The sequence below is a fragment of the Curtobacterium sp. Csp2 genome, from assembly GCF_013347165.1.
The window spans coordinates 3,910,238-3,936,071 of the sequence record NZ_CP054593.1; the positions used below are offsets into that span (position 1 = coordinate 3,910,238).

Below are 25,834 nucleotides of genomic sequence, written 5' to 3' on the forward strand. Positions count from 1 at the left end.
CGACGGCACGGATGCCGGTGCGGATCAGCGGTAGCGGCGGTCCTGCTTGATCCGGCTGGTCAGTTCGGTGACCTGGTTGTATCGACCGACGCTCCTTCGCAGGCGTCGGGGGTGCTGCCTCGGTGATCTGCGTCAGCGGTAGCGGCGGTCCTGCTTGATCCGGCTGGTCAGTTCGGTGACCTGGTTGTAGATCGACCGACGCTCCTTCATGAGCTCGGTGATCTTCTTGTTCGCGTACATCACGGTGGTGTGGTCGCGGTTGCCGAACAGCTGGCCGATCTTCGGCAGCGACAGGCTCGTCATCTCGCGGCAGAGGTACATCGCGATCTGTCGAGCCGTCGCGATCGCCTGCGAGCGGGAGGACCCGTAGAGGTCGTCCACGGAGAGCTTGAAGTACTCCGCGGTGTGGTTGATGATGTCCGTCGGCGCGATCACGTTGTCGTCGTCGAGCGTGATGAGGTCCTTGAGGACCGTCTGCACCAGGGCCATGTCGACGGCCGTCCGGTTCAGGCTCGCGAAGGCCGTGACGCGGATGAGCGTCCCCTCGAGCTCCCGGATGTTGCTCGACACCTTCGAGGCCATGAACTCGAGGATGTCGTCCGGTACCTGCAGGTGGTCGGACTGCGCCTTCTTCCGGAGGATCGCGATGCGCGTCTCCAGGTCCGGGGCCTGCACGTCGGTGATGAGGCCCCACTCGAAGCGCGAGCGCATCCGGTCCTCGAACCCGGTCAGGTGCTTCGGCGCGACGTCCGACGTGATGACGACCTGCTTGTTGTGGTCGTGCAGCGTGTTGAACGTGTGGAAGAACGCCTCCTGGGTGGAGTCCTTGCCCTGCAGGAACTGGATGTCGTCGATCAGCAGGATGTCGATGTCGCGGTACCGCTGCTGGAACTGGTTGGAGCGGTTGTTCGCGATCGAGTTGATGAAGTCGTTCGTGAACTCCTCGCTCGACACGTAGCGCACCCGGATCCCGGGGTAGAGGCTCTCGGCGTAGTGGCCGATCGCGCGCAGCAGGTGCGTCTTGCCGAGCCCGGAGTCGCCGTAGATGAAGAGCGGGTTGTAGGCCTTGGCGGGGGCCTCGGCGACGGCGACCGCTGCGGCGTGCGCGAACCGGTTCGAGGAGCCGATGACGAAGTTGTCGAAGTTGTACTTCGGGTTGAGCCGCGACTCCGGGCGACCGCTCGTGCCCGGGGCGTCGATCTGGCTCGGGACGAACGGCGCCTCGATGTACTGGCGGGGCGCGGCGCTCTGCTCGACCGGCTGCTGCACGGGCTCGGCGTACTCGGGGACGTGGCTCGGCACGACGGTGTCCACCCGGGGCTCCGACGCCATGTCCGGGTTGACCGTGATGGCGAAGTTCGCGACCGAGTCGTCACCGACGCGCGAGACGGCCTCGGTGATCGGGATCCGGATGCGCTGCTCGAGCATCCCGCGGGTCAGGTCGTTCGGGACCTCGAGGTACAGGGTGCCGGCGAGGACGCCCTTCGGTTCGACCAGGTTGAGGAAGCCGTGCAGCTGCGGGGTGATGCGGTCGTCCTCCGACAGGAGGCCCAGGACGGAGGACCAGAGGTCCTCGACGGGATCGGCCGGCATCGTCATGTCGCGCTCGTCTCCTGCTTCGCTGTCGTGGTGTGGTCGGGTCTTCGGTGGTCAGGTGGTCAGGTGGTCCGGTGCTCGCTGTGCTGCGGCCGCCGCGGCTGGCCGCGACCGGTCGTCTGGCCTCGCTCGGTCGTCTGGCCTCGCTCGGTCGTCTGACGCTGCTCGCCCCGTCGCCTGGCGGCGTGCTCGGGCGGTCGTGTCCGAGCGGCACCGTCGGGCCCGGACCACTGTCGCCCCGCGGCGGTGATCCACAGGGTTGTCCACAGTCCTGTCCACGTCGGCCCGGTGGCGGGCGGAGAGGTGACTCCCCCGTCGCTCCGCGGAACGGGCCGATCGATCACACCACTGTAAAGGGTCCGGGCGAGTGGCACCGAACGCACGTTTTCCCCAATGTGGATGATGATCGTGCGCAGGCCCCGTCCGACGGGCTCCCCGGGACCGTTTGACCTGCTCGCCGCTGTCACGTACCGTTAACCAGTTGACTGCGGCCATTCGGTCGCGCCCATCGTGCTGTTCGATCCTGTCGAGCGGCTGTCCAGACATACGTGTCGGCTCGCGCTGAGCCAGTCCTCGAGCGCAGCCGTGTGGAGATCATCATGAGCAAGCGCACCTTCCAGCCGAACAACCGCCGCCGCGCCAAGAAGCACGGCTTCCGCGCCCGCATGCGCACCCGTGCCGGCCGCGCCATCCTCGCCGCGCGCCGTTCCAAGGGCCGCACCGAGCTCAGCGCCTGATCAGGCTCCGCCTGGTCGAGTTGGTCCGGTCCCGGTCGGGAACCCGGTAGCGATCGTGTTGGCACGCGCCAACCGCATCGTGCGGGGTGACGACTACCGGACCGTCGTGCGTCGTGGTCGCAGGAGCGCCACGGCGCACGTCGTCGTATCCGTGGTCCGACGGTCCGACGGTGCCCCGACCCGCTTCGGCTTCATCGTGGCGAAGACCGTCGGCAACGCGGTCACGCGGAACACGGTGCGTCGACGGCTCAAGGCGATCGCGCACGATCTGCTCGCTGGGACCCCCACGGACTACGACGTGGTGATCAGGGCCTTGCCAGCCGCAGCGCAGGCGGCATGGCCTACCCTGCTCGGAGACGTTTCGCGCTCGTTCGCGCGCGGACTCGAGAAGGCAGCATGAACCGCACCCTGTGGACCCGCTTGGCCTGGGCCGTCGCGTTGCTCCCGCGCAACGCGTGCGTCGTCGTGCTCCGTGTCTACCGCGCGGTCATCTCCCCGCTGTACGGGAACGTCTGCCGGTACCACCCGTCGTGCTCGCGCTACGCGCTCGAGGCCATCCAGCAGTACGGCGTCGTCCGCGGGTCCGCGATGGGCGCCTGGCGCATCGCCCGCTGCAACCCCTGGGCTGCCGGCGGCATCGACGACGTGCGCGAACGCCGTCGCCCCTACCTCGTCAACCGGCTCGGGTTCGTGCTCGCGCCGACCCCGCAGCAGTCGCAGTCAACCCGGGCCGCAGTGGTCCCGGACCTGCTCCCCCAGCGCACTCGAAAGGCGTGAACTCCCGATGGGATTCCTCAACACGATCCTCTGGCCCCTCAAGTGGGTGGTGTCGGCGATCCTCGTGGCCTTCCACTGGATCTTCGAGAACCTCGGGATGGACCCGTCCGCGGGCATCACGTGGGTGCTGTCGATCATCTTCCTGACCTTCGTGGTCCGTGCCGCGCTGATCCCGATCTTCGTGCGGCAGATCAAGTCGCAGCGCCGCATGCTCGAGGTCGCGCCGCAGCTCAAGAAGATCCAGGACAAGTACAAGGGCAAGAAGGACCAGTTCTCGCGCGAGGCCATGAGCCGCGAGACCATGGCGCTCTACAAGGAGACCGGGACGAACCCGCTCAGCTCCTGCCTGCCGCTGCTCATCCAGATGCCGATCTTCTTCTCGCTGTACTCGGTGCTGCACGAGGCCCAGATCAACAAGACGGGCATCGGCCTGCTCACGAACAGCCTGGCGCAGGACTTCGGCAACGCCGCCCTGTTCGGCGCTCCCCTGCACGAGACCTTCACCAACGCCTCCGGGTGGGAGGTCCGGGTCATCGCGGGCTTCATGATCGTCGTGATGACCGTCTCGCAGTTCATCACGCAGCTGCAGCTCGTCGCGAAGAACATGTCGCCGGAGACCAAGGCGTCGCCGATGTACCGCCAGCAGAAGATGATGCTGTACATCCTCCCGCTCATCTTCGTGATCTCGGGACTGAGCTTCCCCCTCGGCGTCATGTTCTACTGGCTCGCCTCGAACATCTGGACGATGGCGCAGCAGTACTTCGTCATCCGCAGCATGCCCACGCCGGGCTCCGAGGCCGCGCTCGCGCGTGAGGCCCGCCTGGCGAAGAAGGCGCAGCGCCGTGGCACCCCGGTCCTCGCCGAGGCCGGTGCGGGTGCGTCGGCCGTCGAGGTCGAGCCGGTCCGTGTGACCACCCAGCGTCAGCAGCCGGTCGGCAAGAACCGCTCCAAGAAGAACGGGAAGAAGTAAGTGACCGAGCAGGACATCGCCCCCGTCGAGCAGGACACTGCCGACGACACCTCCGTCGAGCAGGACGGCGTCGACGACGACGCCCGTGACGAGGCGGACATCGCCGCGGACTACATCGAGGAACTCCTCGACATCTGCGACCTCGACGGCGACATCGAGATCGAGGAGCGCGCCGGGCGCGTGTACCTGTCGGTGAGCGATGAGGGTGGGGCCCTGCGCGTCCTCTCCAAGCCGGACACGGTGTCGGCGCTGCAGGAACTCACGCGCATCGCCGTGCAGGCCGAGACGGGCGAGTTCAGCCGCCTCATCCTGGATGTCGGGGGTTCGCGGGACGCACGGGCGACCGAACTCCAGCGCCTGGTCGACACCGCCGTCGAGCGGATCGAGGCCGGCGCTCCGACCGCCGCGCTCCCCCCGATGTCGTCCTACGAGCGCAAGCTGGTGCACGACCTGGTCGCCGAGAAGGGCTTCCACTCGGAGTCCGAGGGTGAGGGTCGGGACCGCCACACGGTCGTCACCCGATGACGGACGCCACCGAGGCGCCGGAGCTCGAGCAGGAGCCCGCTGCTGCGGCAACGCTGTTCGGTGAGCGGCTCGAGCTGGCCCGGTCGTTCACGGGAGAGCTCGCCCGTCGTGGCGAGGAGCTCGGCCTCATCGGCCCGCTCGAGCTACCCCGCCTCTGGACGCGACACATCCTCAATTCTGCGCTGCTGGCACCCCTCCTGGAGGATCGGGGCCGGGTTGCCGATGTCGGCTCGGGTGCCGGACTCCCCGGCCTGGTCCTCGCGATCGCTCGTCCGGACGTCTCGTTCACGCTCATCGAGCCCATGGAGCGCCGGTGTGATTGGTTGACGAGTGAGGCCGCGCGGCTCGGACTCGACAACGTCACGGTCGTCCGAGGCCGAGCTGAGGACGTGGCTGATGACATCGTCGTCGATCAGGTCACCGCTCGTGCCGTCAGCGCGCTGTCGAAGCTCATCCCGATCACCGCCCCGCTCGTCCGCTCGGGCGGTCAGCTCATCCTGATGAAGGGTGCGCGAGTCGACGAGGAGATCGAGAAGGCGCGGAAGGTGATCCTCCGGAAGCGTCTGGAGAACGTCGAGGTCCTCGAGCTCGGAGTCGGTGTGGTCGAGGAGACCACGCGCGTCTTCCGGGCTACAGTTGACTGACGCTGTCGCTCGGACCGGTGGTACCGGATTTCGCGGGCTCGACGTTCCACGTGAAACACTGCACCGGGGAAGAGGTCTTCGTTGAGTTCATCGACCGACTACGACGCGTCGACACCCCTCGCGCGGGAGATCGCTGATCTCAACCGGCGCCGTCGTGCGATCGCGGCGCAGCAGTTCCCGCTGCCGGCGAAGACCCGGATCTTCACAGTGTCGAACCAGAAGGGCGGCGTCGGCAAGACGACGACGACGGTCAACCTCGCGGCGGCGCTGGCGCACGGTGGTGCTCGCGTGCTGGTGATCGACCTGGATCCCCAGGGCAATGCATCCACTGCGCTCGGTGTGGATCACCAGGCCGAGGTCGCGAGCATCTACGACGTCATCGTCGACGAGGCGCCGATCGCGGACACCGTCCAGCGCTCCCCCGAGTCTGAGACGCTCTGGTGTGTGCCAGCAACCATCCACCTCGCCGGAGCGGAGATCGAGCTCGTGTCGCTCGTCGCGCGTGAGCAGCGCCTCCGTACCGCGCTGGACCAGTACCTGTCGTCGCTGGACGAGCCGTACCACTACGTCTTCATCGACTGCCCGCCATCGCTCGGCCTCCTGACGATCAATGCCTTCGTGGCGGCGCAGGAAGTGCTCATCCCGATCCAGACCGAGTACTACGCGCTCGAGGGCTTGAGCCAGCTCCTGCGGAACATCGAGCTGATCGAGCGGCACCTCAATCCCAACCTGCGCGTCTCGACGATCCTGCTCACGATGTTCGACGGTCGGACGAACCTGTCCAACCAGGTGGCCGCCGATGTGCGCGAGCACTTCGGGGATCAGGTCCTGCAGGCGATGATCCCCCGGTCTGTCCGGGTGAGCGAGGCGCCGAGCTACGGGCAGAGCGTCGTGTCGTACGACGTCAACTCATCCGGGTCGCTCTCCTACCTGGAGGCAGCCGCCGAGATCGCAGCACGAGGAGCGCAGGACTGATGGCACCCAAGCGAACCGGCCTCGGCCGCGGGATCGGCGCCCTGATCCCCACGGCGAACGAGCAGCAGGACCGTCCCGTCGACGTGTTCTTCCCGACCGGAGGATCGCCGGCGTCGGCTCCGTTGCCCTCCGGGCAGACCGCCGAGGACCTCGTGGCGGTTCCCGGTGCGCGTCTGGCGAACCTCAACCCGCTCGACGTCGTGCCGAACGCGCAGCAGCCGCGCAAGGAGTTCCGCGAGGAGGAGCTCCAGGAGCTCGTGCACTCCATTCGCGAGATCGGTGTCCTGCAGCCCATCGTCGTGCGCCCGATCTCCGGTGCGAAGGGGACGGACCCGCAGTACGAGCTCATCATGGGCGAGCGCCGACTGCGCGCCACGAAGGAGCTCGGTCTCACGACGATCCCCGCGATCGTCAAGGACACCCCCGACGACGCGATGCTCCGGGACGCGTTGCTCGAGAACCTGCACCGTGCGCAGCTCAACCCGCTCGAAGAGGCCTCGGCATACCAGCAGCTGCTCGCGGACTTCGGGATCACGCAGGAGCAGCTCGCGCAGCGCATCGGGCGTTCACGTCCGCAGATCACGAACACCATCCGGTTGCTGCGTCTTCCCTCCCCTGTGCAGCGCCGCGTGGCCGCCGGAGTGCTCTCGGCCGGGCATGCGAGGGCGATCCTGGCAGCGCCGGACGCCGAGGCGATGGAGTACCTCGCCGAGAAGATCGTGAACGAGGACCTGTCCGTGCGAGCAGCTGAGGCGATCGCCCAGCAGCTCGCCACGAAGGCACCGCCGAAGGTCAAGCCGGAGCCCTCGAAGCGGCAGGCGCACTTCAACGACCTGGCCGAGCGGCTCGGGGATCGTCTGAACACGCGTGTGAAGATCGCCGTCGGTGCTCGGAAGAGCTCGGTGACCATCGACTTCGCCAACGGAGACGACTTGAACCGCATCCTGAGCGAGCTCGGGGTCCAGGACATCGCTGGCTGAGCTCGGCGGCTTCCGGCACCGTCGTGCCGATGCTCCGATGGGCTCCTCGCGACCGATCTGCCAACAGGGGTCCTGCCGGTGCAGAGCGGCATTTTTCGGCCCGCAGAGCGCCGTCAGGCCGCTTTCGAGGGCTACTTTTCCCATTTCTTACCCCTCGTGTTCCACGTGGAACATCGATCGCATCAGTCGACTACGCGCTCTGTTGTGAACGGAGACGTGCGAGGGTACCGCCAGGGCCCCGCGATCAACGTCTTCCGCATCGTTCACCGACCTCGGACACTCAATGCTCATCAGTGTCTTCCGCTCCAGCCCGCGCGCAGAACCAGCCGTTGGCGCGGCAGACGGATAAGAGCGTTCCACGTGGAACATCGCTCCCGCACGACGATTACGCCGGCTTCAGAGCTGATGCCTGCCCAAGGTTCGAAGTTTGCGCAGGCCGACCGCGGCGAACAGCGGCTTGACCAGCACCATCTCCCCCACGCGGTAGTTGGCAGCGATGGTGAGACGCTCGACGACTGATGGGTCCTGACGTGCGAAGTACACACGCGCCTTCACGGCGTGCAGGTCGTTCGAACAGATGGCGATGAGTTCATTCGGACGCAGGAGCGGCCGGACGTCGTTGATGTTCTCCCACGTCGAGCGGCTGTGGCGCTCGAGGACGGTCTCGCCGTGCCACCCAGCGTGCCGGAGCGCGACCGCGAGGAGCTCCGCCTCCGGTACAGGGCCCTTGGTGGGGCCGCCGCAGCAGATGACGCGGACCGACCGCGCGCCTCGGCGGACGAGCAGGCGCGCAGTCCGGACGGCGATCCGGGCGCGCCACCGGTTTACGAGGTTCGGGTGTGCGCCCCGGTTGGCGAACCCCAGGAGCACGATGGCGATGTCACGTCCCGTTGGTGAATGACGTGCGCGGCGCCGGCGGCTTGCAGCACTTGCACCGAAGTGAGCCGCCTCGCCCCATGCCAGACATGAGAGCAGCACCACGCCTGCGAGACCGAGGAGACTCACGGTGGTCGATGTTCCACGTGGAACACGCACGAGGGCTCAGGCGCGGTGGTCGCGGATCGCCTGCTCGGCCAGCTCGGCGTAGGTCCAGCCGAGGTCGAAGCCGGATGCGCTCAGCGCCTGCGGGACGAGGGAGGTCTCGGTGAGGCCGGGGAGGACGTTCGCCTCGAGGAACCACGGCGTCCCGGCGGCGTCGATGATGAGGTCCACGCGGGAGAGGTGCCGCAGCCCGAGTGCACCGTGGGCTGCGACGGCCGCCTCTGCCGCGGCCGATGCGAACGCCTCGGAGAGTCTGGCGGGGGTGTAGAACGTCGTCTCGCCGGCGTTGTAGCGGGCCTCGAACCCGTACGGCCCGTTGCGCGGCACGATCTCGACCGCCGACAGCGCGACGGGGCCGTCCCCGGTGTCGATGATCCCCACGGCGACCTCGGTCCCGCGGATCAGCTGCTGGACCACGACGTCGTCGCAGTAGGTGTACGCGGTGACCATCGCGCGCGGGAGGTCGGCGACGTCCTCGACGAGGGTGACGCCCTGCGCGCTCCCGCCGCGTGCCGGCTTCACCGCAAGCGGGACGGGGTGCTCACCCGCGATGGCGTCGAGGACACCGACGGCGCCGAGCTCGCGGAAGACGTCGTGGGACAGGGTCACCGATCGCGGGGTGTGCACGCCGGCGCGGGCGACCAGTGCGGACGAGGTGGGCTTGTCCCACGCCAGACGGGCCGAGGTGGACCGGGAGCCCACGAACGGGATGTCCAGCGCCTCGAGCACGCCTCGGAGCGCGCCGTCCTCTCCCGACGCACCGTGCAGAGCCGGCCAAACGACGTCCGGTTGCTCCTCGCGCAGGGCGGGCAGGAGCGAGGCGTCGGCGTCACGGAGGTCGACCTGCCAGCCGTAGCCGGTCAGCGAGTCCGCGACCCGACGACCGGAGCGCAGGGAGACGTCCCGCTCGTGCGAGATCCCTCCGGCGACGACGACGACGTGACGACGGGTGAGGTCGGCCATGCGAGGGATCCCTTTGCTGTACCTGTGCGGAAAGTGCTGGTCAGGAAACGTTCGGCGGCGGCGCGACGACCGAGTTCGACTCGCGGACGGTCGCGATCGGACGGGTCGCGGAACCGAACGTCTCGAGCAGCTCGAGCTCGTCGTTGATCACCGTGGCGAGACGCTTGACCCCGACGCGGATCTGCTCGGGCGTCGGGTAGCAGAACGACAGCCGGATGTTGCCGCCGCCGCGGCCGTCGGCGTAGAAGGCCGTGCCGGGGGTGTAGGCCACCAGCTCCTTTACGGCGCGCGGGAGCATGCCCTTCGAGTCGAGGTGCTCGGGCAGGGTCAGCCAGACGAAGAAGCCGCCGTTCGGGCGGGTCCAGGAGAGGTCGGGCAGGAACTCCCCCAGCGCGGACATCATCGCGTCGCGACGCTCGGCGTAGAGGCCTCGGAAGGTGTCGACCTGGCCCTTCCAGTCCGCGGCGTCGAGGTAGGCGTTGACGACGTACTGGCCGAACGAGTTCGGCGCGAGCACCGCGGACTCGTTCGCGAGGACGAGCTTCTCGCGGATGGCGTGCGGTGCGAGGGCCCAGCCGACGCGGAAGCCCGGCGCGAGGGTCTTCGAGAAGGAGCCGAGGTAGACCACGCCCTCTTCGTCGATCGAGCGGATCGCCTGCGGCGCGGGCTCGTCGAACCAGAGCAGCCCGTACGGGTTGTCCTCGAGCACCAGGATGCCGTTCGACCGGCAGATGTCGAGCACCTCGATCCGGCGCTCGCGGCTCATCGTGACGCCGGCGGGGTTGTGGAAGTTCGGGATCGTGTAGAGGAACTTGATGCGCTTCCCCTGCGTCCGCAGGTTCGCGATGGCTTCGCGCAGGGCCTCGGGCACCAGGCCGTGTTCGTCGGTCGTCACGTGGACGGTCTGGGCCTGGTACGACCGGAAGACGCCGATCGCGCCGACGTAGGACGGGGACTCGGCCAGCACGACGTCGCCCGGATCGATGAACAGCCGCGTGACGAGGTCGAGCGCGTGCTGCGACCCCGTGGTGACGACGACGTCCTCGGCACTCGCGCGGATGCCCTCGAGGCTCATGACGTCGACGATGTGCTCGCGCAGGGAGCGCAGGCCCTGTCCCCCGCCGTACTGCAGCGCCATCGCGGCGTCCTCGGCCATCACGCGGTCCAGGGAGCCGGTGACGAGCTCACGCGGCAGCGCGGAGACGTACGGCATGCCGCCGGCGAGCGAGACCACCTCGGGCCGCGACGCGACGGCGAACAGGGCTCGGACCTCGGAGGCGCTCAGCCCGGCGGTGCGCTGGGCGTAGGAGTCGTACCAGGGGTCGAGGCTGTTGCCGTTCGTCATCGTGTGCTCCGTTCAGTGGGACATTCCCGCCACACTACGACATCCGTTGCCGGATCCCCGGTGGGAGGTGGGGGCCGATCCTGAAGCTGTGGCACGCGAACGCGCAGCGCGCACCCCGGGAACTCCGCCGCGGCGCTCCTCGCAGAACGACGACGGCCCCGTCCTCCACGTGGAGGACGGGGCCGTTCGACGGTGCGGTCGGACCTACGCCAGGAACTCCGCGAGGTCGGCCTCGAGCGCCGGCTTCGGCTTGGCGCCGATGACGGTCTTGACGACCTCGCCGCCCTTGAACACCTTCATCGCCGGGATCGACGTGATCTGGTAGTTCATGGCCGACTGCGGGTTGTCGTCGACGTTGAGCTTGACGATCTCGATCTTGTCGGCGTGCTCCGCGGCGATCTGGTCGAGGATCGGCGAGACCGCGCGACACGGGCCGCACCACTCCGCCCAGAAGTCGACCAGGATGGTCTTGTCGGACTTGAGGACCTCGTCCGAGAAGGTGGCGTCAGTGACAGCCTTGGCGTTCGACATGTGTGCTCCTTCGAGAGTTCTGTTGCTACAACGGGATGGCCGCTGCGGTATTCCGTGCGTCAGGCCCGCGCAGCCTCGACGTCGACCATCGCTGGCTCGGTGGGCGTCCGGCCCTCGGCCTGGGCGGTCAGTGCGTCGTCGAGCTCGGCGAGGTACTTCTCGGCGTCGAGCGCCGCGACCGTGCCCGAACCCGCGGCCGTGATCGCCTGGCGGTACGTCGGGTCGATGACGTCACCTGCGGCGAAGACACCCGGCAGGTTGGTCTTGGACGAACGTCCCTGGACGGCGATGGTGCCCTCCGGCGCGAGGTCGATCTGCCCGTGGATCAGGTGGGTGCGCGGGTCGTTGCCGATCGCGATGAAGAGCCCGTCGAGCGCGAGCTCGGACTCCTCGCCCGTCACGGTGTCCTTGAGCGTGACGCCGGTGACGGACGTGTCGCCCTGGATGCCCGTGACCTCCTTGTTCCACGCGAACTCGATCTTCGGGTCGTTCATCGCGCGGTCCTGCATGATCTTGGACGCACGCAGCGAGTCCTTGCGGTGGATGATCGTCACCTTGTCGGCGAACCGGGTGAGGAACGTGGCCTCTTCCATCGCGGAGTCACCGCCGCCGACGACGGCGATGTTCTTCTGGCGGAAGAAGAAGCCGTCGCACGTGGCGCACCAGCTGACGCCGTGTCCGGAGAGGCGCTCCTCGTCGGCGAGCCCGAGGTGGCGGTAGGCCGACCCCGTGGCGTAGATGACCGCCAGGGCCTCGAACGTCTCGCCGGAGCCGACGGTGACCTTCTTGACCTCGCCGGTCAGGTCGACGGACACGGCGTCGTCGTACAGGACCTCGGCACCGAACTTCTCGGCCTGCTCCTGCATCTTGATCATGAGGTCGGGGCCCTGGATGCCCTCGGGGAAGCCCGGGAAGTTCTCGACCTCGGTGGTCTTGGTGAGCTCGCCACCGGTCTCGACGCTCGAGGCGACGATGAGCGGCTTGAGCTCGGCGCGCGCGGCGTAGATGCCGGCGGTGAACCCGGCAGGACCGGAACCGATGATGATGAGCTGGCGCATGCCTGGTGCCCTTCCGTTGCGTACTGACCGGGTCAACACATGCTACCGGCGTGGCATTCCGCGGCAGCCGGGTGCGCCGACCGGACGGACGTCAGCGCCCGAGCTTGGACCGGAGGATCCCGACGGCGTTCTGGATCTCGCCGTTCTTCGCGACGACGAGGGCACCGAAGTACACGATCGCCATCACGGCGCCGGTGAGCACGATCGTGATGAGTGCGCCCGTCCGGTCGGACATCGCGAAGCCGTCGGCCGAGAACGCACCGAAGAAGTTCACGACCACGAGCCCGGCGACCCCGGCGATCAACGCCGAGACGACGAACTGCACGTGCGACCGCGTGACGACCGGACCCTCGATGCCGCCGAGCCGCTTGCGCACGAGCACCAGGGCGACGATCGTCTGCGCGGAACCGGCCAGCGTGGTGCACGCGGCGACCCCGATGCCGATCACCGACGACGGCAGGGTCGTCGCAGCGAGTGCCCCGATGACGAACAGCACGGACTGGATGCACTGCATGAGGAACGGCGTGCGGTGGTCGTGCATCGCCCAGAAGACCCGCTGGATGATGAAGAGCATGCTGAACAGCACGAGTCCGGGCATGTAGGCGACCAGCACGGCGCCGACCTGCAGGGAGTCCTCGAAGCGACCCTCGTAGACGCGACCGAACGGCACCGCGACGACCATCAGGGCGATCGTGGCGAACACCGTGAAGAGCCCGACGATCCGCAGGGACAGCGAGAGGTTCCGTCGGACGGCGCCGACGTCACCGGCCTCGGCGTCGTGGCTCATGCGGGTGAAGTACGCCGTCGCGATCGACACGGTGATGATCGAGTGCGGCAGCATGAACAGCAGCCACGCGTTCGCGAGCACCGCGTTGCCGGGACCGTCGGCGCCACCGAGCCACGCGACGCGGGACTGCACGATGCCGGCGACCTGGGTCACGAGGATCATCGCGAAGAGCCAGGCGGCAGCCGTTCCGGTGGACTTCAGACCGACGCCGCGCCAGCGGAAGTCGGGACGGAAGGTCAGGCCCGCACGGCGCCAGAAGAACGGCAGGAAGACGGCCTGCGCGAAGACGCCGAGCGAGGCGCTGCCGGCGAGGACGGCGATCTTCAGCGGCGTCCACTCCTCGACGGAGCTGTTGTCGGTCCCGAACAGTGCGATGAAGACGACGAGTCCGGCGACGGCGATGACGTTGTTGAGCAGCGGTGCCCAGGTGAACGGGCCGAAGACCTGCTTGGCGTTGAGGACCTCGCCGAGGAGCGAGTACATCGCGTAGAAGAGGATCTGGGGCAGGCACCAGAACGCGAAGGCGACGGCGAGGTCGGTCGCCGCGCCGTCGAGTGCGTCCGAGGTCGTGTTCGACGTGTAGAGCCGCACGAGCAGGGGTGCGAGTGCGGTCGCGATCACGGCGATGCTCACGAACACCGTCGCGCCGAGGGTCACGATCTTGTTGACGTACGCGGTCCCACCGTCCGCGTGCTGCTTCATCGAGCGGACGATCTGCGGGATGAGCACGGCGGACAGCAGACCGCCCGCGACGAGCGCGTAGATGTTGTTCGGCAGCTGGTTCGCCACGGCGAACGCGTTCGCGGACACGGACTGGTTCTGACCGATCGCGAACGCCAGGACGAAGGTCTTCGCGAACCCCAGCACCCGCGAGGCCATGGTGCCCGCCGCGAGCATCGCGCTCGCCCGGCCGAGACTGCGCTCGGCGGCGGGCTCCGCGTCGACGACGGGCTGCTGCTGGGTGCTGATGGTCGGCATCTTCGGCTTCGGCATCTTCCGCAGCATCCGCAAGCGGATCCGTCGCCGGAACGGCGAGGTCGACGACGAAGAAGACGACCCGAACCGCCCGCTCGCGGTCCAGCCGGCAGCGCCCGGTGCGCCGGGCCGGCCTGGAGGCACGTCAGCCGCCGCGCAGGCGCCCGCGGCTCCCGCCGTGGTCGGGTCCACCACGTCGCTGCGCGACCCCCTGCCGGAGCCGCAGGCGCCCACCGGGGTCGACCCGCGCCTCCAGGCCGGCCCGGCGCACCGGGCGCTGCCGGCTGGACCGCGAGCGGGCGGTTCGGGTCGTCTTCTTCGTCGTCGACCTCGCCGTTCCGGCGACGGATCCGCTTGCGGATGCTGCGGAAGATGCCGAAGCCGAAGATGCCGACCAGACCGACGGCGGCGACGGCCGTGATGACCGTCTCCCACTGCGCCTGGACGTTGAGCTCGACGGTGGACGGCTGGGAGATCGTCACGCCCGTGGGGCTCTGCAGCGACATGGTCAGCGAGACCTTGCCGTTCGCGACGGACTGCACGGGGACGGTCGTCCGGGTCGAGGACTGCGCCTGGACCTTGACCTCGATGTCGTTCTTCACGACGCGGAGCGCCGAGCTCGACGGCTGCACGCTCAGCCGCACGGTCACGGGGTAGTCGGAGCGGTTGCGCACCGAGATCGGGAGCGAGGAGCGGTCGCCGAGGAGCGTCAGGGAGCTGGAGTTCGGGATGCTGACGGCCGAGGTCTGCTTCGTCCAGCGGCTCAGCTGCCGGTCGATCGCGACGGTGAGGTCCCCGGTGTCCCCGCGCCACGCGTTCGAGGACAGCGCGAGCAGCGACAGCCGTGCCGGGGCGGTGAGGTCGGCCGGGTCGTCGAGGGCGGAGGCGAACGACACGACGTCACGCTCCCCGTCGACGAGTCGGCGCAGCTGGTCGACGCGGTCGTCGCCGGCGGACGAGGACGCCAGGGTCAGCGATCCGGCGGAGGCCGCGGCGGCGCTGGAGAGGTCGGACGGCGACACCCACGCGGTGCTCTCGAGGGCGTCGAGCGCGCGGGAGAGCCGGTCGGAGTCGGTCGGCCACTCGCGACCGAGCGTCAGGAGGACCGGGCTCGTCGCGGTGCCGGACCGGGCCGCGGTCGCAAGGGTGGCGGTCAGCTCGGCCATGTCGGTCGACCAGGTCTGCTCGTCCTTCGCCGTCGCGGCGTCGCGGAGCAGCGCGGACGCGCCCTGGTCGGCGACGAGCACGTGCTGGTCGCCGATCCGCTCGGAGGCGGCGATGGTGGTGTCCGCACCGGCCGAGGTGTTGCCGCTCGACACGATCGTCGTCTCGGTGCCCGAGGCCGCGAGGGCCGCGAGGTCGTCCTGGGCGACGGTGCCCTCGACCGGCCAGGACATGCCGGACATCGACCACGGGAAGTCGAGGAGCGACTTGGTGGTGGGGAGTGTCGGCGTGCCGGCGGCGCCGTCGGTGGCCGTACCGGTCGGCTCGGCGCCCGGGGTCGCGGTGTCCGTGGGCGCCGGGGCGCTCGGTGAGGCGGCACCGGGCGTGGCGCCGTCGGTGGGCGAGGGGGTCGGGCTCGCGGTGACGGCGCCGGGGAAGTCCTCGGGGTCGACCTGCTGGTCGAGGGAGACCACACCCGGGGTCCCGTCGGCGCCCGCCTGGTGTAGGCCGCTCACGTCGGCGTCGGCGTAGGCAAGGGCGAACTTCTCGTTGCGCAGGGACTCGAGGCGCTGGAGCCAGGTCGTCGCCGACGTCGGGGCGTTCTCGCCGAGGAGCCGGATCGACGCGATGATCCGGGGGTCGACCGCGAGCGTGACGTTGTGGTCCTGGGCGGCGTCGAGCTGCTGGGTGAGCGTGCCGTCGACGGCGGTCGCGGCTGCCAGTTCGCTCGCGGTGAGGACCCCGTCGGTCGTCCGCGGGACGGTCACGGGCATCGCGACGGAGACCCCGACCGGCGTCTGCTCGAAGTCCGGGTACCAGGTGATCGCCGAGCGGGCGACGGCCGAGGTGCTGCCCGCGGTGTAGTCCGCGGCGATGCGCCGGGCGCCGAACGAGGTGTACCCGCCGAGGCCGACGTTGCCCGGGACGATCGTCACCGTCTGCGTCACCGAACGGTGCGCCGGGACGGCGGGGACGTCCACCGAGTCCATGGGGGCACCGAGGTAACCGGTCGTGGTGGTGTCGGCGAGCCAGTCGGACAGGACGTCCCGCGTGCTCACCGAGCGGAAGATGTCGAGCTCGGCGGTTCCAGCGGGGACCTCGGTGTCGGTGTCGTTCGTGACGGTCACCGTGAGCTGCAGGTCCTGGTCGCGCTGGACGATCCCGCGGTTCGCGGGCGAGACGCTGACGGTGGTCTTCCCGGCGTCGGCGGCGGCCGGGTGGGCCGTCCGGGTCGTGACGGGCTGGGCGGTGGCCGCCCCTGCAGCGTCGCTCGCCAGGGGCGTGACGACGAGGCCGACGGCGACGAGGGCCGTCGCGGCGGCGAGCGTGGAGCGGAGGATGTGCATACAGGAGGACCAGGGGGTCGGTTCCGGCCGAGCACGAGTGTACGAGGGCGGAGCCATGACGATCCCGTGCGCACCGGGGTTGTGCAGAACTCGCGAGCACGCATCTGGGAGGATGAGGACCGTCATGCACTCCGTCGCCCAGGCCGTCGAACGTCTCGACGCACTCGCCGCCACCGAGCCCGTCGCCGTCCTCGCGCACGCCTTCGCCGACGCCGGGCACGAACTCGCGCTCGTCGGGGGCCCCGTCCGGGACGCGTTCCTGGGGCGCCCGGTGACCGACCTCGACTTCACCACCGACGCGACCCCGGACGAGACGCTCCGCATCGTGGAGCCGATCGCGAGCGCCACGTGGGACGTCGGACGCCAGTTCGGCACGATCGCCGCCCGGATCCGGGGCGAACAGGTCGAGATCACGACCTACCGCAGCGACGTCTACGACGGCGAGACCCGCAAGCCCGAGGTGGCGTTCGGCGACACCATCGAGGACGACCTGCTCCGCCGCGACTTCACCGTCAACGCGATGGCGCTCCGACTCCCCCAGCGCGAGCTCGTCGACGTGCACGGCGGGGTCGAGGACCTGCTCGCCGAGCGGCTGCACACCCCGCAGACGGCGGAGGTGTCGTTCCGTGACGACCCGCTGCGGATGATGCGGGCGGCACGGTTCACGGCGCAGCTCGGCTTCACCGTGTCGGACGAGGTCCGGCAGGCGATGACCGACCTGGCCGACTCGATCGAGATCGTCTCCGCCGAGCGCGTGCGGGACGAGCTCGTGAAGCTCCTGGACACCGCCGACCCCGTCCCCGGCATCCGGCTGCTCGTCGACACCGGGCTGGCCGAGCGGTTCCTGCCCGAGCTGCCGGCGATGCGCCTGGAGATCGACGAGCACCACCACCACAAGGACGTCTACGAGCACTCGTTGACGGTCCTGACCCAGGCGATCGGGTACGAGGCCGAGCGGCACGCCGGTGAGGCCCCGGACACCGTGCTCCGGCTCGCGGCGCTCCTGCACGACATCGGCAAGCCCGCGACCCGGAAGCTCGAACCCGGCGGCGCCGTGAGCTTCCACCACCACGACCTGGTCGGCTCGAAGCTCGTGAAGAAGCGGCTCCGGGCGCTCCGGTTCGACAACGACACCATCGCCGCCGTCGCGCGCCTGGTCGAGCTGCACCTGCGGTTCTTCGGCTACACCGAGGGTGCGTGGACCGACTCGGCCGTGCGGCGGTACGTCCGCGACGCCGGTCCCCTCCTCGAACGGCTGCACGAACTCACCCGCTCGGACGTCACCACCCGGAACCGGCGGAAGGCCGACCGGCTCGGGTTCGCGTACGACGACCTCGAGCAGCGCATCGCGGCGCTGGCCGAACAAGAGGAGCTCGACTCCATCCGTCCGGACCTGACGGGCGACGACATCATGCGGATCCTCGACATCCGACCCGGGCGCGCGGTGGGCGAGGCCTACCGGTACCTGCTCGAGCTCCGGATGGACGAGGGGCCCCTCGGCTCGGACGAGGCGGAAGCGCGCCTGCGCGCCTGGTGGGCCGACCGCGACGCGACCGCCTGACGGGGGCGAGCAGTTCTGCACAGCCGGTGGCGCGCCTCCAGGCCGTGGGCTAGGCTTGTGGGGTTGTCCGCGCGCTCCTGCGTGTCCGGACACATGCATCAACCCTCCTGCTCCGGGAACCGCCCGGAGCCGCCGAGACCAAAGGAGGTGGGTTCCGCATGCACCAGTACGAACTGATGGCGATCCTCGACCCCGAGATCGACGAGCGCACCGTCGCTCCCAGCCTGGACAAGTTCCTCGCGGTCATCCGCAACGACGGTGGCACCGTCGACAACGTGGACGTCTGGGGCCGTCGTCGCCTGGCCTACGAGATCGCGAAGAAGTCCGAGGGCATCTACGCCGTCGTCGACTTCACCTCGACCCCCGAGGCCGCCAAGGAGCTCGACCGTCAGCTCGGTCTCTCCGAGGCCGTGCTCCGCACGAAGGTCCTGCGCGCCGAAGAGGCGATCGCCCAGGTCGCCGCGCAGAAGCAGCGCGACGAGGCCCGTGCGGCCCGCAAGGCCGCCAACGCGACCGCGAGCGCCGAGTAAGTCATGGCCGGCGAAACCGTCATCACGGTGGTGGGCAACCTCACCGCGGATCCCGAGCTGCGCTACACGCAGAACGGGCTCGCGGTGGCGAACTTCACCATCGCATCCACCCCTCGCACGTTCGACCGTCAGGCGAACGAGTGGAAGGACGGCGACGCGCTGTTCCTCCGTGCGAGCGTGTGGCGCGAGTTCGCCGAGCACGTGGCGGGCTCGCTGACGAAGGGCATGCGCGTCATGGCGCAGGGCCGTCTCCGTCAGCGCTCCTACCAGGACCGTGAGGGCCAGCAGCGCACGAGCATCGAGCTCGAGGTCGACGAGATCGGCCCGTCGCTCCGCTACGCGACCGCACAGGTCACCCGCGCTGCGGGTGGCTCCGGCGGCGGTCGTGGCCAGGTCGGCGGCGGTAACGCCGGCGGCCAGGGCGGCAACAGCGGCGGCTGGAACGGCAACAACAACGGCGGCGGTCAGTCGGACGCACCGTGGTCGCCTCAGGGCGGCCAGCACGGTGGCAACGCACAGTCGAACGACGTGTGGAGCACCCCCGGTGGCTCGTACGACGACGAGACCCCGTTCTGATCCTCAGCGGTCTGACGGACACACAACTTCTTCTTCTCTAAGGAATCACAATGGCTGGAAAGAGCACCGGCGACCGCCGGAAGCCTCGCGGCAAGGGTGGCAAGAACGCCGCTCCCGCGAAGTCGATCAAGGTCGGCGTCATCGACTACAAGGACGTCGCGACCCTGCGCAAGTTCATCTCGGAGCGTGGCAAGATCCGCGCCCGTCGCATCACCGGCGTCTCCGTCCAGGAGCAGCGCCTCATCGCCCGTGCCGTGAAGAACGCCCGTGAGATGGCGCTCCTCCCCTACGCCGGCTCCGGCCGCTGATCGGAGGACTTCACATGTCGAAGCTCATCCTCACCCACGAGGTCTCCGGCCTCGGTTCCGCCGGTGACGTCGTCGACGTCAAGAACGGCTACGCCCGCAACTACCTCATCCCCCAGGGCTTCGCCGTCGCGTGGTCCAAGGGCGGCGAGAAGCAGGTCGAGTCGATCCGTGCGGCCCGTGCCGCTCGCGAGCTCGCCACCATCGAAGAGGCCCAGGACCTCAAGATGAAGCTCGAGAACGCGACCATCAAGCTGACCGTCAAGGCCGGCAAGGACGGTCGTCTGTTCGGCTCCGTGCGTCCCGCGGACGTCGCTGACGCGGTGCAGGCGCAGGGCGTCGGTTCGCTGGACAAGCGCAAGGTCGAGGTCCCCGCGACCATCAAGACCGTCGGTGACCACGAGGCCACCGTGCGCCTGCGCGAGGACATCACTGCCGTGATCTCGCTCCAGGTCGTCGCCGCCAAGTAAGGCACGCACCAACCGTCGAAGGGCGGGTCCCCGTGAGGGGGCTCGCCCTTCGTCGTGTCTGCTCCGGGTCGCGTCGGTCGTCGGTTCGGCTGGCTGGCTTCCGGGTTCCGGGGTCCGGCTTCCGGCGTTCCTGCCTGGAGGCGCGCGGTGCGTCCGTCCCGTGGCTCGCGCTGGGCTGACGGGTTACCGTTCGGGCACTGCTGCGGATCCTGGGAGCAGCCCGAAAACGCTCCCCACAGGAGGCCCTGTTGTCAAGTCGTTCTGCACACCCGAAACGGGGCGCAGGGCAACCTTCAACGTGTACTTGAACCCCACTTGTCCACACACGGTGTGGAACAGGAAAGCCCTGTTCAAGCCATCGAACATGCGTTCGGACCGGCACTTATCCCCACGTCTCTCCACAGTTGTCCACACGAACTTCCGGCGTGTTCGCCAACGTTTCCACAGAGTTTTCCACAGGGCTGTTTGCTGGGGATAACTCTGTCCCCGTAGCTTGGCCCAGCGACTCGGCGATCCCGGGGGATGTCGGTCGCTCGGGGTAGGAAACCAGTGGGGCGGGTACCGTCCCGAACCGTCGCAGACCAACAGGGAGTCCGTGTGTCGATCGCGCACCTCGATCCGTCCCCGCAGGACATGGCCGACCGTGGGATCGAGCGGACGCCGCCGCACGACCTGCTCGCCGAGCAGTCGACGATCGGCGGCATGCTGCTGTCGAAGGACGCCGTCGCGGACGTCATCGAGACCGCTCGCGGGGTCGACTTCTACATCCCGAAGCACGAGGTCATCTTCGACGCGATCCTGTCGCTGTACTCGCACGGCGAGCCCACCGACGTCATCGCCGTCACCGACGAGCTGACGAAGACCGGTCTGCTGTCCCGAGCCGGCGGCGCCGAGTACCTGCACAGCGTCACGAGCATGGTGCCGACCGCGGCGAACGCCGGGTACTACGCCGCGATCGTCGCCGAGAAGGCCGTCCTGCGCCGCCTGGTTGATGCAGGGACCCGGATCGTGCAGATGGGCTACGCGTCCGAGGGTGAGGTCACGGACCTCGTCAACAGCGCGCAGGCCGAGGTGTACAACGTCGCCGGCGGGGTGCAGACCGAGGACTACGTCCCGCTCACCGACGCCATCGGCGCGGCGATCGACGAGATCGAGGCCGCGAAGGGCCGCGACGGGCAGATGACCGGCGTCCCGACCGGGTTCAGCGGACTCGACGCCCTGACGAACGGCTTCCACCCCGGGCAGCTCATCATCGTCGCCGCACGACCCGCACTCGGCAAGTCGACGCTCGCGCTCGACCTGTGCCGTGCGGCCGCGCTCAAGCACGACCAGACGGCCGCGTTCTTCTCGCTGGAGATGGGTCGCGCCGAGATCGCGATGCGTCTGCTCTCCGCCGAGTCGAGCGTGCCGCTGCAGAACATGCGCAAGGGCACCGTGGACTCCCGCGACTGGACGACCATCGCGCAGACCCGCGGGCGGATCAACGACGCCCCGTTCTTCATCGACGACTCCCCCAACATGACCCTCGTCGAGATCCGGGCGAAGTGCCGCCGACTCAAGCAGCAGCACAACCTGAAGCTCGTCGTCATCGACTACCTGCAGCTGATGACCTCGGGCAAGAAGGTCGAGAGCCGCCAGCAGGAGGTCTCGGAGTTCTCGCGTGCGCTGAAGCTCATGGCTAAGGAGCTCGGCGTGCCGGTCATCGCACTGTCGCAGCTGAACCGTGGTCCCGAGCAGCGTGCGGACAAGAAGCCGATGATCTCGGACCTGCGTGAGTCCGGGTCGATCGAGCAGGACGCCGACATGGTCATCCTGCTGCACCGCGAGTCGGCGTACGAGAAGGACAACCCGCGACAGGGCGAGGCGGACCTCATCGTGGCGAAGCACCGCAACGGGCCGACGGACACGATCACGGTGGCGTTCCACGGGATGTTCTCGCGGTTCGTGGACATGCCGCAGTAGAGGTTCGTTGTTTGTCGGTGTCCCAACTAGATGGTCTCCCCGCCCAGGAGATGGTCCGTTCCAGTGAGACGGACCGCCTATACGGCGGACGATGAGCCAAGGATCGGGTCGACATCATGAGGGTTCCGCCGTACCTACCCGCGCCGGCGTCTGTGCCGTTCACTGGAGCACCCAGGAGCTTCGCCGTCGACCCGGAGCCTCGACGTCGACGTACCCCAGACCCCTGGGCGGATTTTGAGGCGTGGTGTGCACGGCGCGCGATCAGCTCGTTGCCCGCTTCAGGCCCGGTTGTCGCGAGTTATCTACTCGACCGGTCCCGGGAAGTTGATGACTCAGGCGCACTCGCTCATTCGGCTGGCCGGCTCAAGAGTTGGATCGATGTCATCGACGCGAATCACGTGGAAGCAGACCTTCCCCGAATCAGATCCGCTCCACCGGTGCCTACCGTTCTCTCAAGCCTCATCAGATATCAAGATCGCGCGAAGTGTCGGTCCTTCCCGGCGGTGAACGCGCTTGAGGGTTTGCTGGAGGCTGTCGAAGTATCTCTCGAGGGAGTATATAGGGACCGCGCCCGGGCGTTGCTTCTCATCGGAGCGGTCGGAGGATTGACATACGCGAGCCTGACGGCTTTGCGTTTCGGTGATGTGCTTGCGGACCCCGGGGACGGCCTTCGGGTTTCGACTTCTTCCGCTGACACCATTTGGATCCCGGTGATCCGGCAGGCCCAATTGTGCCCCGCATGTGCTTTCGTCAGATGGTGCGCCCACATCACGCCGCGGGAAGAGCCGATGGCGAATGCAGGACAGTACGATCATGTCTGCTTAGTTGCCGCCATCTCGTCGCCGGCCGGGCTAGAAAAGTCCCCCTTATTTCGTCGGTTAGGGACGAGATACGTGGAAGCTCTCGCGGTTCAGGATGTTGCGTCGATCCTCGACGAGGTGCTGCAACGGGCCGGTCAGAGCCGGGGCGAGTTGGACGGTCTTCGCGATGAGCTCCTGATGGCTGACATCGTCTCGTCTTTGTGACCTTCCGGGACCAGTCCGTTGGCACACCAAACCACACCACCATCACGGTGACAATTTGCGCTATGTTCTCGTGAGCCGTGAGCCGTGAGCCGTGAGCCGTGAGCCGTGAGCCGTGAGCCGTGAGCCGTGAGCCGTGAGCCGTGAGCCGTGAGCCGTGAGCCGTGAGCCGTGAGCCGTGAGCCGTGAGCCGTGAGCCGTGAGCCGTGAGCCGTGAGCCGTCGCCCCGCAGCCGCCGGCGCCGCCCTCGAGCTACTCGCCCGCTTCGGCCTTGAGCGCAGCACGGTGTTCGGCAAGTGCGTCACGGACTTGCTGTCCGATCGCAGCACTGAGCGCCTTCACCATCGCCTGGTCGCGCACGCTCAGCGACTTGTACTGGTTCAGCGGCTTGCTCTCATCGTCACGCTTCCCGAATGCCATGCGGCGACCGTAACTCGGAAACGAGACCCGTGCCCCGCCCGATAGCCTGCGTAGCGCAGCGAAGACAGGGCGCAGCCGCGCAGCGATCCGAATCAGACCCGAGCCAGCCCTCCCAGACGGCGCCAAAGCGACAGCCCGCCGGAACGCCACTCCTCGAGGGGCCGCACGTCCAAGCCACGAACGTCAGCGACGAGCTCCTTCTCCATCCCGTCCATGTACCGCGCGTACACACGATCGCTCGGGATGCGGGTGACCCACACACTCGCCGAGCGGTCTCCCGGCGCCTGGCGATAACGGGCAAAGTACCGAGCCTGCTCAACGTCGAGCGACCACGACAAGCCTTCGCGGTTCGCTTGCGTCGCACCCCGGAATGCCACCCGTAACCCGCGCCGTCGCCGCTGGACGACCATGTCCTCGGTGTACTCGGCGAACTCGAACATCGCACGCCACACCTCGACAGGGACGGCGGAATCACCGAGCCGGTAGAGCCACATTCTCGGCAGGAAGAACGTCAGCATCCCCGGAGTCAGGGCCCCCGACTTGAATCGGTCGACGACAGCAGACTCAGGTGCGAGGTTCCCGGTCTCGTTCACCAAACGCACGATGCCGGCGAACTCGTCGTCCGACAGGATCAGTTGTGCCCGCTCCGCCATTGCGCGTATATCACGCTCCACGACCATGAAGCTCTCCCCTGGTTCCTAGTTGCGCTTCCCCAGCCCGGGCCGCGCGGCGATCAGTTCTGTTCGTGCTCTCCACGGTCTGCAGGTGGCAAAGACGGGCGCTCGCGCCGCTGCGGAGCGAACGCCGACGCCATGATGCTCACGCCAACTATCGCGAGAGCGACGATGAGCAGAAGCGTCAGAACGACCGCGAACGAGAAGACACCCACCACCACACCCCGATCACTCCAGAGCCCGACCCTAGCGTCAACACACATCAGCGCAGACGCCTCCTCGCACTGTCTTGATAGCCGATCCACTCGAAGGCCTACGTAGCGCAGCGAAGACAGGGCGCAGCCGCGTAGCGGCCGATTCGATTTCTAGGATGGCTGCATGACCTTCGATCGACTCAACGACGGCTGGGTGCGTCTGGACAGCAGCGTGCCTTACCTATCCGCGTTCTGGATTCACCCCTTCCCCCTGGACGCGCAGGAGGACCATGACAGCCCGATTAGGGCCTACCGCGATGGCGGCATTGGCGCAGTTCAGTGGGTGAACGTGACTCGTAACGCCGCGGCGATCCTCAAGAGCGACGGCGGCTGGAGTGAGGGTGGAGAGTTCCACCTGTGGATCTCTCCTGGAGCTGGTCACCTCCCGTACGAAGTGGAGTTCAAGAACCCGATCAAGGTCGTCGCCGGCGACCCAGACGGGTGGGATGCTCGCAAGCGTCAAGCAACCGTCCTCGCGGAGTCGTTCCTCGGGATCGATCCGGCGCTTTCCAACCCGCCGGATCGCTTCTGACCACCTGCAGCCTGTGCATGCAGGCGGTGGAACCGCGCGTCCGATAGCCGATCGGCCAGCGGGCGTGAGTGGCAGGGTTGCGTGCATGGTGTCGCGCGTCGCTGTCCTGTCGGATATCCACGGAATGCTGCCCGCACTCGACCGGGTGCTCGATGAGCCGGCCGTGCGGAGGGCAGAGCTGATCGTCGTGACTGGCGATCACACCTGGGGGCCGCAACCAGCGGACGTCCTGGACCGCCTCACCGAGCTGGGAGACCGTGCCCTCCTGATCCGAGGGAACGCAGACCGAGAGCTGCTCTCCATGTCGCGCGGGATCGACGTCGGTCTCAACGACGACCCGGTGTCCGTGTGGGGCGCAGCGCAGCTCACTCCCGCACACCGATCCCTCCTGGACACGATGCCCGAGCGCGCCACTGTCGACGTAGACGGGTTCGGCCCTGTCTTCTTCTCGCACGCAACTCCGCGGAACGACGAAGAAGTCGTCCTCGTGGACAGCCGCCTGGACCGGTGGGCCGAGGTCTACCGAGATTTGCCCAAGGAGGTGGAAACCGTCGTGTGCGGGCACACACACATGCCCTTCGCTCGGCTTGTTGACGGACGCCTGGTCGTCAACCCAGGGAGCGTAGGGCTCCCCTACGGACGCGCCGGCGCGCACTGGGCGGTCCTGGACAACGGATCGGTCACCCTCAGTAGGTCCCGCATCGACCCGGACGATCTGATCCGCGACGTCACCGCGGCTTCATCAATGCCGGGCGTCTCAGCATGGCTGGAGGACGGCGTTCGCCGACCAGCCACCGACATCGACGTCATCGCTGCTTTTGGGCCCCGGGACGGCCGATAGGCCGCCGCGTCCCTCGCGCCGCGACGGTCTCGATGACCAATCCTTGGGTTCAGCCGGTCGTTGCAACACCACCGTGAATCGGAGTGCTGCGGATGGGATCGAGGCTGGAACACCGTGCTCGAGAGGCACGATTCTGGGAGCTATTGAGACAGGGCCTCGGGCGGACGGCGGCCTGTGATGCTGTCGGCGTGGACCGACGTCAGGGATACCGCTGGGTCAAAGCAGCCGGCGGACGGAATCCGTTCGCCCACAAGCCCCGCTCCGACAGGTACC

28 protein-coding genes are annotated in these 25,834 nt (G+C 68.2%); 18 read left to right on the forward strand and 10 right to left on the reverse strand.

The features are described 5' to 3' along the window. Positions 1 to 132 precede the first annotated feature (132 nt). Positions 133 to 1,599: a chromosomal replication initiator protein DnaA gene (gene dnaA / locus HUN59_RS19015; protein WP_174779276.1), complete on the reverse strand. Its 1,467-nt coding sequence runs from the start codon at positions 1,597 to 1,599 to the stop codon at positions 133 to 135. A gap of 596 nt (positions 1,600 to 2,195) precedes the next feature. On the opposite strand from dnaA, the gene rpmH reads away from it, so the two are divergent. The 8 genes from rpmH to HUN59_RS19055 all read left to right on the forward strand — a co-directional run bounded on the left by rpmH (position 2,196) and on the right by HUN59_RS19055 (position 7,204). After that, positions 2,196 to 2,333: a 50S ribosomal protein L34 gene (gene rpmH / locus HUN59_RS19020; protein ID WP_019181680.1), complete on the forward strand. Its 138-nt coding sequence runs from the start codon at positions 2,196 to 2,198 to the stop codon at positions 2,331 to 2,333. 55 nt (positions 2,334 to 2,388) lie between these two features. Further along, positions 2,389 to 2,733 (forward strand): ribonuclease P protein component, encoded by a 345-nt coding sequence (gene rnpA, locus HUN59_RS19025; RefSeq protein WP_058741032.1) that lies wholly within the window; start codon positions 2,389 to 2,391, stop codon positions 2,731 to 2,733. Beyond that, positions 2,730 to 3,110 (forward strand): membrane protein insertion efficiency factor YidD, encoded by a 381-nt coding sequence (gene yidD / locus HUN59_RS19030; protein ID WP_174779277.1) that lies wholly within the window; start codon positions 2,730 to 2,732, stop codon positions 3,108 to 3,110. The genes rnpA and yidD overlap by 4 nt, the downstream gene beginning before the upstream one ends. A 7-nt stretch (positions 3,111 to 3,117) precedes the next feature. Next, entirely contained in the window at positions 3,118 to 4,080 is a 963-nt protein-coding gene (gene yidC / locus HUN59_RS19035; protein ID WP_174779278.1) for a membrane protein insertase YidC, read from the forward strand. Then, a complete protein-coding gene (locus HUN59_RS19040; protein WP_231049759.1) occupies positions 4,081 to 4,605 on the forward strand; it encodes a Jag family protein in 525 nt (174 codons plus the stop codon). Further along, positions 4,602 to 5,249 (forward strand): 16S rRNA (guanine(527)-N(7))-methyltransferase RsmG, encoded by a 648-nt coding sequence (gene rsmG / locus HUN59_RS19045; RefSeq protein ID WP_174779279.1) that lies wholly within the window; start codon positions 4,602 to 4,604, stop codon positions 5,247 to 5,249. Before HUN59_RS19040 ends, rsmG begins: the two co-directional genes overlap by 4 nt. Before the next feature lie 81 nt (positions 5,250 to 5,330). Then, positions 5,331 to 6,224, forward strand: a complete 894-nt coding sequence (locus HUN59_RS19050) for a ParA family protein (protein ID WP_302690941.1) — start codon at positions 5,331 to 5,333, stop codon at positions 6,222 to 6,224. Further along, on the forward strand, positions 6,224 to 7,204 hold the full coding sequence (locus HUN59_RS19055; protein ID WP_174779280.1) for a ParB/RepB/Spo0J family partition protein: 981 nt from the start codon (positions 6,224 to 6,226) through the stop codon (positions 7,202 to 7,204). Before HUN59_RS19050 ends, HUN59_RS19055 begins: the two co-directional genes overlap by 1 nt. A 396-nt stretch (positions 7,205 to 7,600) precedes the next feature. Here the strand turns inward: HUN59_RS19055 and HUN59_RS19060 are convergent, their stop codons facing one another. The 7 genes from HUN59_RS19060 to HUN59_RS19895 all read right to left on the reverse strand — a co-directional run bounded on the left by HUN59_RS19060 (position 7,601) and on the right by HUN59_RS19895 (position 16,414). Further along, positions 7,601 to 8,074, reverse strand: a complete 474-nt coding sequence (locus HUN59_RS19060; protein WP_174779281.1) for an ElyC/SanA/YdcF family protein — start codon at positions 8,072 to 8,074, stop codon at positions 7,601 to 7,603. 171 nt (positions 8,075 to 8,245) lie between these two features. Continuing rightward, complete coding sequence (locus HUN59_RS19065) at positions 8,246 to 9,208, reverse strand: D-alanine--D-alanine ligase family protein (RefSeq protein ID WP_174779282.1); 963 nt, start codon at positions 9,206 to 9,208, stop codon at positions 8,246 to 8,248. 40 nt (positions 9,209 to 9,248) lie between these two features. Continuing rightward, positions 9,249 to 10,553: an aminotransferase-like domain-containing protein gene (locus HUN59_RS19070; protein WP_058741026.1), complete on the reverse strand. Its 1,305-nt coding sequence runs from the start codon at positions 10,551 to 10,553 to the stop codon at positions 9,249 to 9,251. A gap of 204 nt (positions 10,554 to 10,757) precedes the next feature. Continuing rightward, entirely contained in the window at positions 10,758 to 11,084 is a 327-nt protein-coding gene (gene trxA, locus HUN59_RS19075) for a thioredoxin (protein WP_022832611.1), read from the reverse strand. A gap of 59 nt (positions 11,085 to 11,143) precedes the next feature. Next, a complete protein-coding gene (trxB, locus tag HUN59_RS19080) occupies positions 11,144 to 12,142 on the reverse strand; it encodes a thioredoxin-disulfide reductase (protein WP_174779283.1) in 999 nt (332 codons plus the stop codon). Between the two features lie 91 nt (positions 12,143 to 12,233). Then, a complete protein-coding gene (murJ, locus tag HUN59_RS19085) occupies positions 12,234 to 13,739 on the reverse strand; it encodes a murein biosynthesis integral membrane protein MurJ (protein WP_254630089.1) in 1,506 nt (501 codons plus the stop codon). Then, positions 13,628 to 16,414, reverse strand: a complete 2,787-nt coding sequence (locus tag HUN59_RS19895) for a DUF6049 family protein (RefSeq protein ID WP_254629948.1) — start codon at positions 16,412 to 16,414, stop codon at positions 13,628 to 13,630. The genes murJ and HUN59_RS19895 overlap by 112 nt, the downstream gene beginning before the upstream one ends. A 124-nt stretch (positions 16,415 to 16,538) precedes the next feature. Here HUN59_RS19895 and HUN59_RS19090 point away from each other — a divergent pair, with 124 nt between their 5' ends. The 7 genes from HUN59_RS19090 (at position 16,539) to HUN59_RS20020 (ending at position 22,843) form a co-directional block, all read left to right on the forward strand. Further along, complete coding sequence (locus tag HUN59_RS19090; RefSeq protein WP_174779284.1) at positions 16,539 to 17,975, forward strand: CCA tRNA nucleotidyltransferase; 1,437 nt, start codon at positions 16,539 to 16,541, stop codon at positions 17,973 to 17,975. Between the two features lie 158 nt (positions 17,976 to 18,133). Then, positions 18,134 to 18,505, forward strand: coding sequence for a 30S ribosomal protein S6 (gene rpsF / locus HUN59_RS19095; RefSeq protein ID WP_058728349.1), 372 nt, complete (start codon positions 18,134 to 18,136; stop codon positions 18,503 to 18,505). Positions 18,506 to 18,508: 3 nt separating this feature from the next. Further along, positions 18,509 to 19,081 carry a single-stranded DNA-binding protein gene (locus HUN59_RS19100; protein WP_174779285.1) on the forward strand — a complete coding sequence of 191 codons (573 nt, stop codon included), beginning with the start codon at positions 18,509 to 18,511 and terminating at the stop codon, positions 19,079 to 19,081. 50 nt (positions 19,082 to 19,131) lie between these two features. Then, positions 19,132 to 19,389 (forward strand): 30S ribosomal protein S18, encoded by a 258-nt coding sequence (gene rpsR / locus HUN59_RS19105; protein ID WP_017887834.1) that lies wholly within the window; start codon positions 19,132 to 19,134, stop codon positions 19,387 to 19,389. 14 nt (positions 19,390 to 19,403) lie between these two features. Beyond that, on the forward strand, positions 19,404 to 19,856 hold the full coding sequence (rplI, locus tag HUN59_RS19110) for a 50S ribosomal protein L9 (RefSeq protein WP_058728351.1): 453 nt from the start codon (positions 19,404 to 19,406) through the stop codon (positions 19,854 to 19,856). Between the two features lie 597 nt (positions 19,857 to 20,453). Continuing rightward, positions 20,454 to 21,818 (forward strand): replicative DNA helicase, encoded by a 1,365-nt coding sequence (gene dnaB, locus HUN59_RS19115; protein WP_058741022.1) that lies wholly within the window; start codon positions 20,454 to 20,456, stop codon positions 21,816 to 21,818. Between the two features lie 893 nt (positions 21,819 to 22,711). Beyond that, entirely contained in the window at positions 22,712 to 22,843 is a 132-nt protein-coding gene (locus HUN59_RS20020; RefSeq protein WP_302690942.1) for a hypothetical protein, read from the forward strand. Positions 22,844 to 23,092: 249 nt separating this feature from the next. Here HUN59_RS20020 and HUN59_RS19120 read toward each other — a convergent pair whose 3' ends face one another. Then, positions 23,093 to 23,260 (reverse strand): hypothetical protein, encoded by a 168-nt coding sequence (locus HUN59_RS19120; protein ID WP_174779286.1) that lies wholly within the window; start codon positions 23,258 to 23,260, stop codon positions 23,093 to 23,095. A gap of 92 nt (positions 23,261 to 23,352) precedes the next feature. After that, on the reverse strand, positions 23,353 to 23,940 hold the full coding sequence (locus HUN59_RS19125) for a hypothetical protein (protein ID WP_174779287.1): 588 nt from the start codon (positions 23,938 to 23,940) through the stop codon (positions 23,353 to 23,355). A gap of 372 nt (positions 23,941 to 24,312) precedes the next feature. Here HUN59_RS19125 and HUN59_RS19130 point away from each other — a divergent pair, with 372 nt between their 5' ends. The 3 genes from HUN59_RS19130 to HUN59_RS20125 all read left to right on the forward strand — a co-directional run. Further along, positions 24,313 to 24,720, forward strand: coding sequence for a hypothetical protein (locus HUN59_RS19130; RefSeq protein WP_174779288.1), 408 nt, complete (start codon positions 24,313 to 24,315; stop codon positions 24,718 to 24,720). An 85-nt stretch (positions 24,721 to 24,805) separates the two neighbouring features. Continuing rightward, positions 24,806 to 25,561, forward strand: coding sequence for a metallophosphoesterase family protein (locus tag HUN59_RS19135; protein ID WP_174779289.1), 756 nt, complete (start codon positions 24,806 to 24,808; stop codon positions 25,559 to 25,561). A gap of 92 nt (positions 25,562 to 25,653) precedes the next feature. Further along, positions 25,654 to 25,834, forward strand: a 181-nt coding sequence (locus HUN59_RS20125; protein ID WP_368076230.1) for a helix-turn-helix domain-containing protein, incomplete at its 3' end; no start/stop codon positions are given.

Coding starts and splice junctions, on each gene's coding strand:
- dnaA (WP_174779276.1), bottom strand. CDS start 1,599: ATGACGATGCCGGCCGATCCCGTCGAGGACCTCTGGTCCTCCGTCCTG.
- rpmH (WP_019181680.1), top strand. CDS start 2,196: ATGAGCAAGCGCACCTTCCAGCCGAACAACCGCCGCCGCGCCAAGAAG.
- yidD (WP_174779277.1), top strand. CDS start 2,730: ATGAACCGCACCCTGTGGACCCGCTTGGCCTGGGCCGTCGCGTTGCTC.
- yidC (WP_174779278.1), top strand. CDS start 3,118: ATGGGATTCCTCAACACGATCCTCTGGCCCCTCAAGTGGGTGGTGTCG.
- rsmG (WP_174779279.1), top strand. CDS start 4,602: ATGACGGACGCCACCGAGGCGCCGGAGCTCGAGCAGGAGCCCGCTGCT.
- HUN59_RS19055 (WP_174779280.1), top strand. CDS start 6,224: ATGGCACCCAAGCGAACCGGCCTCGGCCGCGGGATCGGCGCCCTGATC.
- HUN59_RS19065 (WP_174779282.1), bottom strand. CDS start 9,208: ATGGCCGACCTCACCCGTCGTCACGTCGTCGTCGTCGCCGGAGGGATC.
- HUN59_RS19070 (WP_058741026.1), bottom strand. CDS start 10,553: ATGACGAACGGCAACAGCCTCGACCCCTGGTACGACTCCTACGCCCAG.
- trxA (WP_022832611.1), bottom strand. CDS start 11,084: ATGTCGAACGCCAAGGCTGTCACTGACGCCACCTTCTCGGACGAGGTC.
- trxB (WP_174779283.1), bottom strand. CDS start 12,142: ATGCGCCAGCTCATCATCATCGGTTCCGGTCCTGCCGGGTTCACCGCC.
- HUN59_RS19895 (WP_254629948.1), bottom strand. CDS start 16,414: ATGCACATCCTCCGCTCCACGCTCGCCGCCGCGACGGCCCTCGTCGCC.
- HUN59_RS19090 (WP_174779284.1), top strand. CDS start 16,539: ATGCACTCCGTCGCCCAGGCCGTCGAACGTCTCGACGCACTCGCCGCC.
- rpsF (WP_058728349.1), top strand. CDS start 18,134: ATGCACCAGTACGAACTGATGGCGATCCTCGACCCCGAGATCGACGAG.
- HUN59_RS19100 (WP_174779285.1), top strand. CDS start 18,509: ATGGCCGGCGAAACCGTCATCACGGTGGTGGGCAACCTCACCGCGGAT.
- rpsR (WP_017887834.1), top strand. CDS start 19,132: ATGGCTGGAAAGAGCACCGGCGACCGCCGGAAGCCTCGCGGCAAGGGT.
- rplI (WP_058728351.1), top strand. CDS start 19,404: ATGTCGAAGCTCATCCTCACCCACGAGGTCTCCGGCCTCGGTTCCGCC.
- HUN59_RS19120 (WP_174779286.1), bottom strand. CDS start 23,260: ATGGCATTCGGGAAGCGTGACGATGAGAGCAAGCCGCTGAACCAGTAC.
- HUN59_RS19125 (WP_174779287.1), bottom strand. CDS start 23,940: ATGGTCGTGGAGCGTGATATACGCGCAATGGCGGAGCGGGCACAACTG.
- HUN59_RS19130 (WP_174779288.1), top strand. CDS start 24,313: ATGACCTTCGATCGACTCAACGACGGCTGGGTGCGTCTGGACAGCAGC.
- HUN59_RS19135 (WP_174779289.1), top strand. CDS start 24,806: ATGGTGTCGCGCGTCGCTGTCCTGTCGGATATCCACGGAATGCTGCCC.